The 15861-nt window shown below is 38.1% G+C and carries 11 protein-coding genes; 5 read left to right on the top strand and 6 right to left on the bottom strand.

The window, feature by feature from the left end; all coding sequences use genetic code 11:
• Positions 1-78 precede the first annotated feature (78 nt).
• The 3 genes from H0W62_05605 to H0W62_05595 form a co-directional block, all read right to left on the bottom strand.
• Positions 79-423, bottom strand: coding sequence for a hypothetical protein (locus tag H0W62_05605; GenBank protein ID MBA3648015.1), 345 nt, complete (start codon positions 421-423; stop codon positions 79-81).
• 190 nt (positions 424-613) lie between these two features.
• Entirely contained in the window at positions 614-3856 is a 3243-nt protein-coding gene (locus tag H0W62_05600; GenBank protein ID MBA3648014.1) for a glycosyl hydrolase, read from the bottom strand.
• Positions 3857-3993: 137 nt separating this feature from the next.
• Positions 3994-4527, bottom strand: a complete 534-nt coding sequence (locus tag H0W62_05595) for a DUF488 domain-containing protein (protein MBA3648013.1) — start codon at positions 4525-4527, stop codon at positions 3994-3996.
• 260 nt (positions 4528-4787) lie between these two features.
• On the opposite strand from H0W62_05595, the gene rpsA reads away from it, so the two are divergent.
• Entirely contained in the window at positions 4788-6716 is a 1929-nt protein-coding gene (gene rpsA / locus H0W62_05590; GenBank protein ID MBA3648012.1) for a 30S ribosomal protein S1, read from the top strand.
• A 77-nt stretch (positions 6717-6793) separates the two neighbouring features.
• Here the strand turns inward: rpsA and H0W62_05585 are convergent, their stop codons facing one another.
• Entirely contained in the window at positions 6794-7768 is a 975-nt protein-coding gene (locus tag H0W62_05585) for a polyprenyl synthetase family protein (GenBank protein MBA3648011.1), read from the bottom strand.
• Positions 7769-7962: 194 nt separating this feature from the next.
• Here H0W62_05585 and H0W62_05580 point away from each other — a divergent pair, with 194 nt between their 5' ends.
• The 4 genes from H0W62_05580 to H0W62_05565 all read left to right on the top strand — a co-directional run bounded on the left by H0W62_05580 (position 7963) and on the right by H0W62_05565 (position 12780).
• Positions 7963-8442 carry a hypothetical protein gene (locus H0W62_05580; GenBank protein ID MBA3648010.1) on the top strand — a complete coding sequence of 160 codons (480 nt, stop codon included), beginning with the start codon at positions 7963-7965 and terminating at the stop codon, positions 8440-8442.
• A gap of 295 nt (positions 8443-8737) precedes the next feature.
• On the top strand, positions 8738-11464 hold the full coding sequence (locus tag H0W62_05575) for a TonB-dependent receptor (protein MBA3648009.1): 2727 nt from the start codon (positions 8738-8740) through the stop codon (positions 11462-11464).
• Complete coding sequence (locus H0W62_05570; GenBank protein ID MBA3648008.1) at positions 11448-12179, top strand: GLPGLI family protein; 732 nt, start codon at positions 11448-11450, stop codon at positions 12177-12179. The genes H0W62_05575 and H0W62_05570 overlap by 17 nt, the downstream gene beginning before the upstream one ends.
• Before the next feature lie 82 nt (positions 12180-12261).
• The gene (locus tag H0W62_05565; protein MBA3648007.1) at positions 12262-12780 is read left to right on the top strand and encodes a metallophosphoesterase family protein; all 519 of its coding nucleotides are present in this window, start codon (positions 12262-12264) and stop codon (positions 12778-12780) included.
• Here H0W62_05565 and H0W62_05560 read toward each other — a convergent pair.
• Positions 12777-14960 (bottom strand): helix-hairpin-helix domain-containing protein, encoded by a 2184-nt coding sequence (locus H0W62_05560; protein ID MBA3648006.1) that lies wholly within the window; start codon positions 14958-14960, stop codon positions 12777-12779. The genes H0W62_05565 and H0W62_05560 overlap by 4 nt on opposite strands.
• Positions 14961-14984: 24 nt before the next feature.
• Positions 14985-15803, bottom strand: a complete 819-nt coding sequence (locus H0W62_05555) for a hypothetical protein (GenBank protein MBA3648005.1) — start codon at positions 15801-15803, stop codon at positions 14985-14987.
• Positions 15804-15861 lie beyond the last annotated feature (58 nt).

Here is a 15861-nt window from a genome sequence, read left to right as displayed (position 1 = left end):
TGCTTCCTGGTTGCATATATTTAACTGGCTTCACTTTACTGCAATGACGCTTTTGAAACAGTTCTTCTGATACACCTATTAGCTGAGGTGCTTATTGATGAGCTTGGTCATCTCAAACATATTCACTGTTTTCTTTCCACCAAAAACTTTTTGTAATGCAGGATCCGCGTTGATATTCCTTCTTTCTTTAGGATCCTGCAGATTATTCTTTTTAATGTAAGCCCACACCCGCTTGGTAACTTCGGTACGAGGAAGAGGAGCGCTGCCTACAATAGGCTGAAGTCCCTCACTAATGTTCATAGCTTTCATAAAAGCTGCATTAGGCTGGCGTTTAGTTTGGGCATTCGGAGCTGCTTTTTTAGCTGCTTTTGGTGCAGCTTTCTTTGGCGCTGCTTTTGGCGCAGCTTTCTTTTTTGTTGCCACTGTTAGGATTTTTAGTTAATAAAAAATTTTTCAGAGTGAAAAGTTACTGTTCTCCCTCTGATTTTGTAATTCCTGAGAGTAAAAGTTATCAACAGTAGAACGCACACTTTCATAGGAGAAAATTAAAATAGAAACCAAATGGTAGTTCCCCAGTTTATATCCGGCTTCCAATGGCTGAAATTTCATTGCTCTATTTCACATTTACAGGCGAAATCCTGAATTCATCTACCATCTTATTAAACTCAGGAATCTTTTCTTCTAAAATCTTTTTCAACTTATTAAGCTGCACATCTACGCGTGATGAAATATCATTAAATGCTTCGTAAGATGATTTGGTTGGTCGTGTATCAGCGGAGCTTACTACACTCCCCACACCTGCAAGCTTATCGTTTAAGCGTATCGGAAAATTAAGTACATCCTGCGGTGAGGTAGCCCTGTAATCATATAATTCTCCTTTTATAGCATCCAGTGAATCTGTTAAAGGCTTTGTAACCTTTTTAAATTTTGATGCAATGGATGTATCTGAAATAACAGCCACGTAATCATTTATTTGTTTTTCTGCTTTGTTGATTCTATTGATACCTTCATGTGTCTCTGTTAATTTTGTATTTATTTTTTTCAGCAAATCGAATTGAGCCATATAATCAGAATCAGAAGTGGAGATTCGGGGATCTTTTAAAATAGCAAACGTTTGTTCAGCTATCACCGAATCGCCAATCAGCATCTTTGCTCTGTAATTCCCGGGAATGGCCTGGGGTCCTGTTACGCTTCCTGCCCACATAATATTTGTTCCCTCTACCTGCTTCGCATCCGGCCAACGCATATCCCATACAAAAGTATTCATGCCAGAATCCACAGGTAAAATTCCTGGCCTCTTCATTTTTTTATCTTCATAAAATTCTTTAGAAATTTTAATAGATTCTCCTTTTTTGTCTTTGGTATTCGAATAAGTAATCACCGTATCATTCTTATTGGTGAAGATCATTAACCTTAATTCTTTTTTTGGTTTATTTTTCAAATAATAATGCATAAGTATTCCGTTGGGCGCATTTTCTCCGGTCTGCATTTTTTGATCATAAAAATTTCCCCCCTGCATACGGTACGCGTCGCGCGGTTTAAAAAAATAGTGCGAAGAATTTTTAATTAATGTATTGCTTTTTCCTGCTTCATCAGCCATTTCATACAAAGGTGTTAAATCGTCAAGAATCCAGAATGCCCGTCCGTGGGTTGCAATTACCAGGTCCTTATCCCTTTTTTGTACCTGTATGTCGTGGATAGGAGACAGCGGCAAATTTAGTTGCAGGGATTGCCAATGGCTTCCGTCATCAAAAGAGACGTAGATGCCGGCCTCTGTTCCTGCATATAATAATCCTTTGTGGTTAGGGTCTTCCCGTATGCATCTTGTGTACGCCTGTGGAGGAATTCCATTTATAATAGGTTTCCATGTTTTTCCCAAATCATTGGTTTTAAAAAGATAAGGTTTGGTGTCATCGCTTTTATAGCGTGTAGCTGCTACATAACACGAAGCTGCGTCAAAATGAGAGGGTTCAATGATGGAGATTAATGCCCAATCAGGGAGATAAGAAATTGAGACATTATTCCAATTTTTTCCATCATCCTTTGAAACATATATTAATCCATCGTCACTTCCGGTCCAGAAAACTCCAGGCTGAACGTATGATTCTGCAAAAGCGAAAATATCTGCATATACCTCGGCTCCGGTGTTGTCTTTAGTAATAGGTCCTCCGCTGGCATGTATTGTCTTCGGATCGTGGCGTGTAAGATCAGGTGAAATAGTTTGCCATGTGAAACCTGCGTCGAAAGTCCGGTGCACATATTGAGAAGTGACAAACAATTCCTTTGGATTATGGGGTGAAAAAATAATCGGGTAAGTCCAGTTAAAGCGGTATTGCTTACTTTCTGCGCCACTGCCTATCCAGGCCTCCGGCCAGGGATTTATGGATTGATACTGATTTGTTTTTTTATTGTAAGTGCTTAATTGTCCATCATATTCACCGCCATACGTTATTTCTGAATTCAATGGGTCTGAAACAATGTAACCTGCTTCGCCCCCTGCAACAGGATACCATGAATTTGCATCGATTGTAAAATTATCTGTACGGCTGGCTATGCGGATGGAAGTATTATCCTGTTGAGCGCCATAAACATTATATGGAAAATCATTATCCAGTGTAACATGGTAAAATTGTGCAGTAGGGAAATCAAGGTCTGTAAATGTTTCTCCGCCATCGTAAGTTATTTCTCCGCCCCCATCATCACCCTGTATCCAGTTGTTACTGTTAAACGGATTCCACCACAGCTCATGGTTATCTCCATGGTTGTTGTGAACAGGCAAAAATGTTTTACCGCCATCTTTTGACTGCCAGGCCTGAACATTTAAAACAATTACTCTATCCTGGTTTTGAGGGTCTGCATAGATCTGGGAAAAATACCATGGACGCTGCCGTAAATTCTTATCGGTATTAATTTGAGACCAATGCTCTCCACCATCTTCACTCCGGTACAGACCTCCATTTTCATTCTCTATCATTGCATAGATACGGTTTGGATTAGAGGTGGAAATTGCCGTAGTAATTTTCCCGACGATGCCAACCGGCAAGCCCGGATTTTGTGAAATCATTTTCCAGTGGTCTCCACCATCATAAGATTTATATAATGCACTTCCTTTTCCACCACTACTGAGCGAATAGGGTGTGCGAAGCGCCTGCCACATCGAGGCATACATAATCATTGGATTGGCAGGATCAAATTTTACATCGTAGCAACCGGTGCTGTCATCTGCAAAAAGAATCTGTTGCCATGTTTTACCACCGTTCTGCGACCGGTATACACCCCGTTCGCTGTTTGAGCCGAAAATTTTACCCATGCACGAGGCATATAATACATCAGGATTTTGGGGATGAATGGCTATATTTTGTATGGCATATGATTTTTGCAATCCCACATGTTTCCATGTTTTGCCTGCATCCATTGACTTATAAATACCGTCACCGAAAGAAATGTTCCCCCTCATCTCAGCTTCGCCCATTCCTGCGTAAATGATATTTGGATCAGAAGGAGCCACAGCAATTGCACCGACGGAGGATGAGTGAAATGCAGAATCCGAAATACAAAGCCATGATTTTCCACCATCCGTGGTTTTCCAAACACCGCCACCGACTGCCCCGAAATAATAGACATTGGGTTGATTAATAACTCCGCAAACAGCTAATGATCTGCCTCCGCGCCACGGACCAATATTTCTCCACCGTAATCCCTGGAAAAAAAGTGAACTATAACTGCCTGAAGAATTATCATTTTTTATTTTCTGTTCCGAGGATGAAGCCTGATTAGAATGCTTAATTGATTTTTGCGCCAAAACGGGAGCGATATACATGCAAAATATAAAGACCATCAAGTAGCTACCTCTCATGTAGAATTGTTTTACGTAGTTAAAAAGCAAAAAGATTACCAATCACAATCATGTTATTCTGAATTAAGAATTATTGCAAATATGGATACGATATTCCTTCAGATCATTAATTTATACTTCTCATCAAAGATTATTAATTATTCTTCATAGCTCAGTTTACCATTTACAATTTTTGAAGGCGATGTAAACGGATGCACTTCTGCTTTTCCAAAAGCCATAATGTGTTTTACATCCCATCCTTCGACTTTTAAAAAATCAGAGATGAGAGAACGGTGGCATCGCCACCACACTGCTTCCGAGCACATAAATGCAGTTCTTTCCGAACTGGAAAGCTTTTCCAGTATATTAATGCCTGTTGTAAATTCTTCAGTCTGCATATGATCCGCATAACCTCTGAAAGCAGTGTTACGCCAGGCTGTATTTTTAGAATACTCAATGGCTTTTTTTCTGCCACCAAGTTGTTTTAAATGAAGGTACTTAATCTCATTATTGGCAAGAGATGTCTTCAAAATTTCCTTATTAAAATGGGGGTATCGCTTCGATCCGGGAAAATTCCGCACATCCGCCAATGCTTTAATCTGAAACGATTTTAAAATGTTCAGAAACTCTTCCAGCGTCCGTGTAGAGTGACCTATAGTATAAATTGTTTTTTCGTAAATAACTGGCGCCATTTTAGACAAATTATACCAGATATAAAGGTATTGGAGGAAAAGAGTAAATATTGCTTTTTTATCAGGCTGATACTTTAAAATTTATATATCACTTGCATTTGGCTTTTTATATAATTCTCTTACCTTTGTTGCCCGTTTAAAAACCACGGGTAATCTCACTTAAAAGGAGGACATAAATCTTGGCAGAAAACAAAACAGAAAATCAGGAAGCAGAATCCCATATCCAAATTAATGATGGCGTAGAAACCCAAACTGTTGATATGCCCTCAACAGAATCGCCGCAAACAGAAACACCTCAGTCAGAATCGCCTTCAATGAGTCAATCTTCTCACGATGATTTTGACTGGGATGTATCGAAACGCAATGTTAAAAAATACAGCAAAGAAGAACGTACTGAGCTGGAAAATATTTACGGCGGTACTTTTGTTACCATTAATAATAATGAAATTCTTAGCGGAAACGTGGTATCCATGACGCCAACCGATGTGGTTTTAAACATCGGTTTTAAATCTGATGGTCTGGTACCATTGTCCGAATTCAGAGATACGCCCGATCTCAGGGTTGGCGATAGGGTAGAAGTGATGGTTGTTGAGAAAGAAAATCTTAAAGGTCAACTTATATTATCCCGTAAAAGCGCAAAAATGGAACGCGCATGGGAACATATTGTATCGGCTTATAAAACAGGAGAAGTAGTGACCGGGCTGGTTACCAGTAAAACGAAAGGAGGGTTAATTGTAGATCTGTTTGGTTTGGAAACGTTTTTACCGGGTTCTCAAATAGATGTAAAACCCATTACGGATTATGATCAGTACGTAGGAAAGATGATGGAGTTTAAGGTGGTGAAGATCAATGAAGCAATTAAGAATGCAGTAGTTTCTCATAAAGCATTAATTGAAGGCGACCTCGAAAATCAAAGGCAGGAAATTATTTCGAAACTGGAGAAAGGTCAAATCCTTGAGGGCGCTATTAAAAACATCACAGATTTCGGTGCGTTCATTGATTTAGGCGGCCTTGATGGATTATTATATATCACGGATATTTCATGGGGACGTATCAATCACCCGAGTGAAGTACTGAAATTAAATCAGAAGCTAAATGTAGTGGTGCTCGATTATGATGATGAGAAGAAACGAATTTCACTTGGTTTAAAACAATTAACACCACAGCCATGGGAAGTCCTTGATCAGTCAATAACCGTAGGATCGAAAGTGAAGGGAAAGATCGTGAACATAGAAGATTATGGCGCTTTCCTCGAAATTCAACCCGGCGTAGAGGGATTGATTCACGTGTCTGAAATATCCTGGAGCAATACACCCATTAACTCCAAGGAATACTTTAAAGTAGGTGATGAATATGAAGCTATCGTAGTAACCATGGACCGTGCTGAACGTAAAATGTCACTTAGTTTAAAACAGCTGGGTAAAGATCCGTGGAGTGATATCGAACAGAAATACCCAATCGGAACCAGAACAAAAGGCATTGTAAAGAATGTAAGTAACTATGGTGTTTTTGTAGAAGTGGAAGATGGCATAACCGGATTTGTTCACATTAGTGATCTTTCGTGGGTTAAGAGAATCCATCACCCAAGTGAGGTAACAAAGATTGGAAATGAGATGGAAGTGGTAGTACAGGATATCAATAAGGATGACCGTAAACTATCTCTTAACCATAAGCAGGTAGAAGAGGATCCATGGGATACTTTTGAAACCGTGTTTCCTGCAGGTTCTGAGCATCAGGCAACCATCATTAAAAAGGACGACAAAGGTGCAATTGTTTTGATGCCTTATGGCCTTGAGGCCTTTGCTCCTATAAAGCACCTGCGAAAGGAAAACGGCAAAACGGCTGAATTGGATGAGAGCCTTCTCTTTAAAGTAATCGAATTTGATCGGGGCAATAAAAAAATAATCGTCTCGCATTCAAAAATTTGGGAAGACAGGCTGGAAAGAGAAAAAGAAGCACTTAAAGAAAAGAAACAAGTCGAGCGTAAAGATCAGCGGACCGAAGTAAAAAATATTAATCGAAAGGTTGAAAAAACTACTCTCGGAGATCTTGGAGTGCTGTCAGAACTGAAAAACAAAATTGAAAAAGGTAATGCCGATGCTAAAGCTGAAGCTGAGACAGACACAGAAAATGAGAGCTCAAATGCGGCTGAAGATGGCACTTCTGAGGAAGAAAAAACCGAAGAATAAATATCATTTTAATAGGAAAGCGTCTCTCAATTTTTGAGAGACGCTTCTTTTTTTAAACAAACTGAATGTACAGCTTCTTACTTTCTGCGCTCAGTGGTGTAGAGAACAAGATCTTCAAGAGATTTTTTAGAGGGGCTTTCGGGAAATGATGATAAAATTTGTAACGCATCGTTTTTGTATTCCTCCATTTTTCGGTTAGCATAGTCAATGCCACCGGATTGAGAAACAATTTTCATAACCTCCATCACTTTTTTGGAGTTATCATGATGGTTTTTTATAACGTTTATTACTTTCCTCTTTTCGGAGTAAGACGTATTATTTAACAGATATATAACCGGAAGCGTCATTTTCTTTTCCTTTAAGTCTATGCCTTTCGGTTTTCCTGTATCATCCGTACTAAAATCAAGCAGATCATCTTTTATCTGAAACGCAATGCCAATTTTTTCGCCAAACAATTTCATTTTAGCTACTTCTTCCGCAGGTGCTTTTGCAGACGCTGCTCCACAAGCACACGCAGATGAAATCAGGCTGGCCGTTTTCTGACGAATGATTTCGTAATAAATTTCTTCACTAATATTAAGACGCCTGGTCTTTTCAATCTGTAACAATTCTCCTTCACTCATTTCACGCACCGCGTCGGAAACTATTCCGAGCATATCAAAATCTTTATTTGAAACAGAAAGCAGTAACCCGCGGGATAAGAGGTAATCTCCAACAAGTACAGCAATCTTATTTTTCCATAAAGCATTAATTGAAAAGAATCCCCGTCGCTCATAGGAGTTGTCTACTACATCATCATGCACAAGGGTTGCAGTGTGAAGCAATTCTATTAGGGCAGCAGCACGAAATGTTACATCGGTAACTTCGCCCACTACTTTCGCTGAAAAAAAAACGAACATTGGCCTTACCTGCTTACCCTTGCTTTTTACAATATAGCGTGTAATCGCATCGAGCAACGGAGTATTACTTCTCATTGATTCCTGGAACCGTTGCTCGAAAAGGGCGAGCTCCGTCGCGATAGGCGCTTTTATTTCCTCTAAACGGCGACTCATATTAACGCGGTGAAAATAGCTTTAATTTTTTTGTGGCTTTTCCCTGTTTCATCCCTTACAATAAGCATTTTCTCTGCTTTTGAAAACTTTAGTATTTATTTAAACGGAGTGTATTAACAAACATTTACACTTGGTACACAGTAGAGTCAATCTCCGTAATTAGATTCGTTCTGTAAAGCATAATTGTTTTAAGAATGTTTGTTCAATTTAACAAGAAACGGGTTGCCTTTGAAAACGCCTTTTTTGCTTTGTTAAAAAGAATCAGCCTACCGTTAGCCAAAACGTCATTTTTTATTGTGTTTTTCTGGTTTGGATTGCTGAAAATTTTACAATTAAGTCCTGCCGAAAATGTGATGCACACTTTGTATGAGCATACGTTTTGGTTTATCCCCTGGAATGTTTTTGTTCTGTTATTTGGTGCATATGAAATGCTGATTGGAGTTATTTTTTTATTTCCCCAAAAGGAAAAATATGCACTCTATATGCTCGTCCCGCACATGATAACTACCTTTGGCCCACTGGTAATTCTTCCTGCTTTGGTATGGAAAGGATTTATGGTTCCTAACCTGATCGGGCAATACATCATTAAAAATTTGGTAATCATTGCCCTTGCTATTTTTATCGCTGCATATGTTGCAGAAAGTAAAGAAAAAAAGAACAGTACCCTGATATGATCGAAAAGCAGATTATCATTTAGCAAAACATCCATTGTAAAGTCTCTGATCAATTTTTCCTGCAATATGAATATTGTTGCAGGAAAGACTACGTATTATCAGGATTGTATTTTAATTAATTATTAATTTTTATATATTTTGGTAAGATATTACACTTAAATATTTTATTGTTATCCACAAGAAATTCCAAAAGCAATAATTTCAAATGTATTATTTATAAGATAGGCTTCACGAATTAATCTGATTCCTGCGCATGAGCATATGCGACTAATCAGACAACTTGTTAAGTTAATATATGAAGTATTTTTTAATACCTTTTTTTACATTTTTATCTCTGGCAGTATTTTCACAAACCATGGAAATAAAGGGAATTGTTCAGGACTCCTCAAATCGTCCGTTACCTTATGCTGTAGTTATGGCTATCAGACTGAGCGATTCCTTACTTATGTCTTTTACCAGAACTGATAATAATGGCTTTTTTAACCTTAATGACATTGCAATAGATACCTGCGAAATTACCGTTTCGCATCAGGGATTTGGAGATAAGACATTTTACGTTTTTGGAAGCAAAGAAAACAGTGTGTTTGATTTTGGAAAATTCAGCCTTCCCCCTAAAAGTATCACTCTGAAGGAAGTAGTAATCTATGCTTTTAAGGATCCGGTTTATTATAAAGGAGATACGCTGGTTTATACAGCAGACTCTTTTAAAGTGAAACCGAACGCAACTGTTGAGGATCTATTAAAGAAACTTCCGGGAATAAAAGTAGATGCAGCGGGCAAGATAACTTCGAATGGGACACAGATAGACCAGGTACTTGTTGATGGCGATGAATTTTTTGGTTCAGATCAAACAATAGCCACACGGAATTTGAATGCCGAGAATGTACAGTCCGTTCAGCTGTATGATAAAAAAAATGAGAATGCAGGCGCAGGTGAAAACAGTGAACCTTTAAAAATTATGGATCTTAAACTGAAGGAAGATTCGAAAAAAGGATACTTTGGAAAAGCGTCTGCAGCAAGTGATTTAACTAAATTTTACGAAGGCGAATTGCTTGCAAATAAATTTAAAGGCAGGCAAAAAGTATCTGCCTTTGCGCTGTTCAGCAATACACCAAATTCTAGTATCGGCTGGGGTGATGCTTTTAAATATGGATTAACAGGAGATATGAATACTTGGACCGGAGATAATGGCGAGACCTATTATTGGCAGAATAACGGCAGCTCGGGTATTCCGAAAGCTTTAAAGACAGGTCTTTTTTATTCCGGAAAGCTTGGAAAAAAAACAAAGCTGACAGCCAATTACACTTATAAGTCATTACAGGTTCAAAATGAAACTGCAACTACTTCTCAATATTTTCTAACAGATACCACCTATAAAACAAATAATTTAACGCAATCTTTCCAGAAGAGTGAACCTCAATCGTTGAATTTAACCATCATAGAATCCCTTGATTCTGTTACCGACCTTGAGTTGCAGACAAAATTATCTTACTCCCCGGTAAGTGCGAAAAACAAATCATTCACTGAATTTTTTACTGAATCAGATATGCTTACCAGAAGCACCTCTGTGGAGAGCAGCAATAAAACGGATGCAGTAAACCTTTCTGAGAATCTGAAATTTACACGCAGGTTTAAAAAACAAGATCGCCTGCTGGTATTGAATTATAGCTACACTTTAAGCAATAATAAATCAGAGGGCTTTTTGAAATCTTTTAATAATTATTACTATACAGCAGCTTCAGACAGCATAAATCAGAAGAGAACAAATTCCGGCAAGACTCAGGTTCATTATTTTTCGACTGTGTATACAGAGTCACTCAAAAAAAAAATCAAGCTTGAATTTTCTTATGACTTTAATTATAGTTTCAGTAGTCAGGATATCCATACGCTTGACTTTATAAATGGTGAATACAACGCCGAAAATTTTTTATTAACCAACAATTTTACTAATAAAAGATATATTAACCGGGCTGGAATAAAGTTTATTTATGAATCAAAAAAACAAAGGCTGAATCTTGGTGCAAGACTAAGAAATGTAGAATTGATCAGTGATGATTTAGTGAGGCAAAACCAAATAAAGCAATCAGTTAACAATATCTTACCGTACGGCTCTTATACCTATAATTTCAGCAATAACCGAAGATTAAATTTCCAGTACAATACTAATTCTGTTCAGCCAGCCATTAATCAGCTACAGCCTGTTCCTGACAATAGCGACCCTGATTATATAAATATCGGTAACCCTGATTTATTGCCAACTTACAGTCAGCAGATTAAAGCGTCATATACATCATATAAACCTATTAGCGGAAGCTATACACAGGGTAATCTGGAGTTTAAAACTATCCATAACGATATTAGTAATTCGGTACATTATGATTCAATAGGCAGAACTATTACACAGCCCATCAATGTTAACGGCAATTATTACATAAACGGCTGGATAAATATGGATATTCCATTATTTAGTGATGTTGTAAAAATCGGGCCGGATGTCAACTTCGATTTAAGTAAGGAAACAAATTTTATCAACGGCAAAAAAAATATTACAAAGAATACATCCGCCAGTGCAGGGTTAGATTTATCGTTTCACAAAGAAAAGGTTGACATTTCCATGGATGCAAATTTTGATTACACCGTTCCTTCGTCATCCTTAAATAGAGAAAGTAATCTGCCTTATTCTTCACAGAATTTATCCGCGTCACTTTATTTCGAACTTCCATATAAGCTGAAAATAGAAAGTAATGCGGATTACACTATTAATAATCGGAGAACCCAGGGGTATAACATTAATTATTTTATATGGAATGTTTCCTTAAGCGAAACATTTTTTAAAAAAGAAAATTTAATTGTTTCGATGTCTGTCAATGATCTATTAAATCAAAACATTGATACAAGAAGAACTATTCAGGATAATGTAATTATTGATACTAAATCGAATGTTGTAGGCAGGTATTATCTGCTTAAGGTATTATATAAGTTTACCAGTAACAAGACAAAGGAAGATGACGAAGATAACTAGCCATTTGGTGGTGCTTGTAATTTTCTGCTCATTTGGTATTAATACGCATGCACAGTTTTCAGCAGGCAAAATTGTATATGAAAGGAAAACAAATCTTTATAAAAAATTTAAGGATCAGGAAAATATAAAGGATTGGATTAAAGAACAGGATAAAAATAAAGTGGATGTATTTGAGCTATATTTTAATGACACTCTTTCAGTGTTCAAGCCTCAGGAGAATGGACTGAGAGAAAAGATGAGCTGGACCACAAGTAAAAATATTGTATACCAAAATTTTAAACGTAACGACAGACTGACTGTAAGAGACATTTGGGGCGAACAGATGTATGTAGAAGATTCACTCTATACCCGTAAATGGAAAATTACGGACAGTAAGAGAATTATTGCAGGCTTTTCATGCAGAAAAGCGATTTGGCAGGCAAATGATTCAACCCGCATTTATGCCTGGTACTCAGATGAAATAATAACCAGTACCGGACCTGAAAGTTTTTATGGCTTGCCTGGTGCTATACTTGGATTGGCTACGGAGGATGGAGGTGTTATTTATTTTGCAAAAACGATAGAATTTTCTGTGCCAGATATGTCTTCAATAGTTCCCAAAAAAGGGAAGAATAAAATTTATACAACAGCAGAATTACAAAACAAGCTGGAAAAGCAATTTGGCAAAGAAGATTGGGGAAAGGCCATGATTAATAATATGTTTGGGATTTGGTAAATGGGTTGTTCCAATAAATTTTATTCTTTTAATAAATGTCAGGACTGAGACTGCGCGATATAATTTATATTTCCTGTAACCTGTGAAGTGTATAGGAATAATTTCAGATACACATGGTTTTCTTGACTCTGCAGTTCTGGAAAATTTTTCTTTATGTGATGAGATCTGGCACGCCGGTGATTTCGGGAAAGGAGTATCAGAAGCTTTAGAGGCAAAAAAGATATTGAAAGGTGTCTCTGGAAATATTGACGGACACGATATCAGGTGGAAGTTTGCTCAAAGCTTACATTTCTTTTGTGAGGAAGTAAACGTTTTTATTACTCACATTGGAGGTTATCCTGGTCGTTATGAACCTAAGGTGAAACATCAGCTTGAATTGATACGGCCTGATCTGTTTATTTCAGGTCATTCCCATATATTAAAAATCATCCGTGATCCGAAAATTAATAACCTCCTTCATATAAATCCGGGAGCCGCCGGAAAGCTTGGATTTCATCAAATGAGAACCATTATAAGATTGAAGATTGATTATAAACGGATTTTCGATGTGGAAATAATTGAATTGGGAAAGAGAGTGGAATTATTAAATAAAAAGAATTAAAACCTGAATCGCAGTTCAACCGTAAAGTCACTTTTAGTAGGCTTATCAATTTCATCTAATCCGCTTCCAATAGGATTTAGGTTGGAATAAAAAGTCTGTGCTGCGCGTATCCATAAATCAATATCATGCGGGAAAGAATAGCGTACCATAAAATACATTCTGGTTCCACGGTAAAAGAATGCTGGTACGGAATAGGAGTAAAGCACATCACTTTCGTAAGTATAAATCCGTGCATCGTAATTGTCGACATCAAATATGCAAAAGCGCCCTGTTAGTTGAACAGGTGATCCAAGCCTTCGGTAGATTACATCCTGAAAGGCAAGGAAACCATGTGCGGTTGCCAACCCTTCCTGAGGGACAACTGACCATTCTGCCCTGCTTTTCAATGTAAGTGCAGCAGATGCTTTATAGGACAGATTTAACCGGAAATTCTGCTTGTGCACATCAATAAGATAATGAGTAGACTGGTCATCTAACGGGGAATTTTTTTGTCTCGTCACATCTTTCCAGCGGGCATATATTTCCAAGACCTTATTTGGGGCATACGTAAGCTGCGCAAAATAGGAGCTTCCGTGCGAAGGGGCATCTATCTGGTAATCAAGCCAGGATTTTGTATAGATGTCTGCGAAGGCATCCACTTTCCAACCTCGGAAAGGGCGAACTGAGATTCCGGTAAAAATTCCTTTTTCATTCGCCGGAGTGGACCCTTCTGCAAATGCATTTGCATACAGAGATTGAAAATTCTTTTGATAATTTCTGTAAAGTATCGAAACATCAACCCGCGGATCTACGCTTACTAATAATCCTGACAGAAAAGCTTTTCCGCCATTATCGCTCATGGCCGCTTCTCCAAACAGATTAAAATTGTGGTAAACCCAATCATAATGAACAGCACCATCTGCCAGCCGGTCGCCGTTAAAATCAAATTGGTTATATGGCTGATAAGTACGTTGGAGAGGAGTACTTAAAAATGTCTGAATTCCGGATGCACCAATGGTAAGTGAATGCATGTGTAAATCTACATTGCCCCCAAAAACGGTTTGATGCTCTGTATTCTTATCTGCAATTTCTGAAGCCGTTCTGTGAAAGCCATCCCCTCCAACTGATGTTACAAACACGTCTTCAGCAAGAGTATCCACCGTCCCTACATTTCCATCAATATATTTGAATGAGAAAAATGGAGTAAAGGTGATGTGCTGTGTGCCGATAACGGCTGCAACCCCTCTGAAAAAATTAAACTCATTTACAGAAGTATAGGCACGCAGTGTTCTGCCGCCGAGCTTTATATTAAGCACTTGTCCGCTCAGGCCAGCACCAAAACCAGAGGCTGTAATAAGCCCTTGCCCGAATTTTAAAGAGTAATCGCCAACCGCAACTGATTTTACTAATTTATAACCTGTATAAAAAACGTGATAAGAATAAAAATCAAATCCATACGGGTTGCTTGCTTTGAAAAACTGTTCTCCTGCATCTTTTTGTGCAGTGATGCCATAAGATAGCTTTCCGGCATAGCTATATCGGTACCTCAAATAGAGATCCCACGGACTTCCCAGGTATCTTGTTATTGATGATGAATCAGGCGGAGTATAACCTTTTGATTCTTCTAAAATCCTGTTTCCACGAACCAGGAGCGTGTAATCCCCATCGAATAGTAATTTACGAAGCGTAATTTTATTTTCAGAATTTGCTGCATTTACAGAAACCAGTGGCAGAATGCTTTTGATATCCTGGTTACTCAGGTAAGGAACTGCCTGCAATTCATAAATGGTCATAAAAGGGCCAAGGTGATCACGATAATTTATAAGTGCATTAATCTGGATATCGGTAAGCAGCCGGAGATCGGCGAGCTGCTGCAGCTCATCGCGTGATGCAGTATTTAAATCAATGGGATGTGCAATAAGACGCGTTTCAAGATCTACTAAATTCTCATAATCAAACTTGCGACTTTCATCCCGCTCTGTTGTTTGCTCTAAGAGGTCCTCCTTTTTTTGCTCGGATTCAGGTTGAGTAACCTGCGAATACAAATGGCCGGGTTGGAAAAATATAAGAAAATATAAAAGGAATTGAACAAGATAAATTGTTTTCAAAAAGGTATTTCTAAGTGCTTTGCCGGATCGGTTGATATTTAATACGGGTTTGGTTCCACCAGGGAAAAATAAATTTGTAAGCTGCTTCTTCATACTATTCTTCCTGATAACCTTATTTTAATGTTTTCCAAAAGTATAGCTTAAAGAAATCTGCGGAGTTACTCCAAGCACAGGGTGATAAGAGGATGCAAAATCAATCTTCAGTTGATCCAGATTAATTCCGAAACCGAAGGTATACTGAGAAGGCTTCGTTTCAATTCCTGCTCTTAAATACAAAACTTCTATTACCTGGTATTCAATACCTGCGCGGAAATGGACAGGAAAATCTATGTCCTTTGCAATCTCCGAAGCGATCAGCACTTTTGAATTAGGCGCATAGGATACACCGAGATTGAACGTGGTCGGAATTTTTTCATTGGCAAATCCTGAATTTATCCGTACCGGATTAAACACATGCGCTCCGGTAGTAAAATGATCTGAAACCTTTACTATTAGCCCTGCCTCAAAGGTAAAAGCTGAAGCATTCCCATATTCTGAAATGGAAGTGCCTAAATAATCAATCTGAATTCCACCTGAAATTTTACTGCCGAACAATCTTGAATAAGCAAGCCCTGCTTTCTTTTCATTATATCCGCTAAAGCCAAAATAACCTGCACTCAATCCGAATACTCCGGACTTAGTAGGCAAGGTTACCCCACCCGCGCTGAAGCTTAATTCACTTATTCCAAAGTTCCTTTGAGTAAAAAGCCCTGCAGAAAATCCTTGCAAAAAAGCCATTCCTGCCTGGTTGTTAAAAACGGAAAAAGCATCTGAAAGTGTCACAGAAGCATTGCCCATGGCCGCATTTCTCCCGCCAACGCTTAGCGGTTCACCAGACGCAAAAAGCTGAAAATTAAAATAACAAACGGAAATTATCAGAAGAAGGAGTTTCTTCATTCATAAGTATTGGATTTCAAATATAATAAAGCGGGAACAAATGGATATACTAAAGACG

Source organism: Chitinophagales bacterium (assembly GCA_013816805.1).
Classification (GTDB): Bacteria; Bacteroidota; Bacteroidia; order Chitinophagales; family UBA10324; genus MGR-bin340.
The sequence above is the reverse complement of the archived record's forward strand: the minus strand, read 5'-3'. Positions and strand labels throughout refer to the sequence as shown.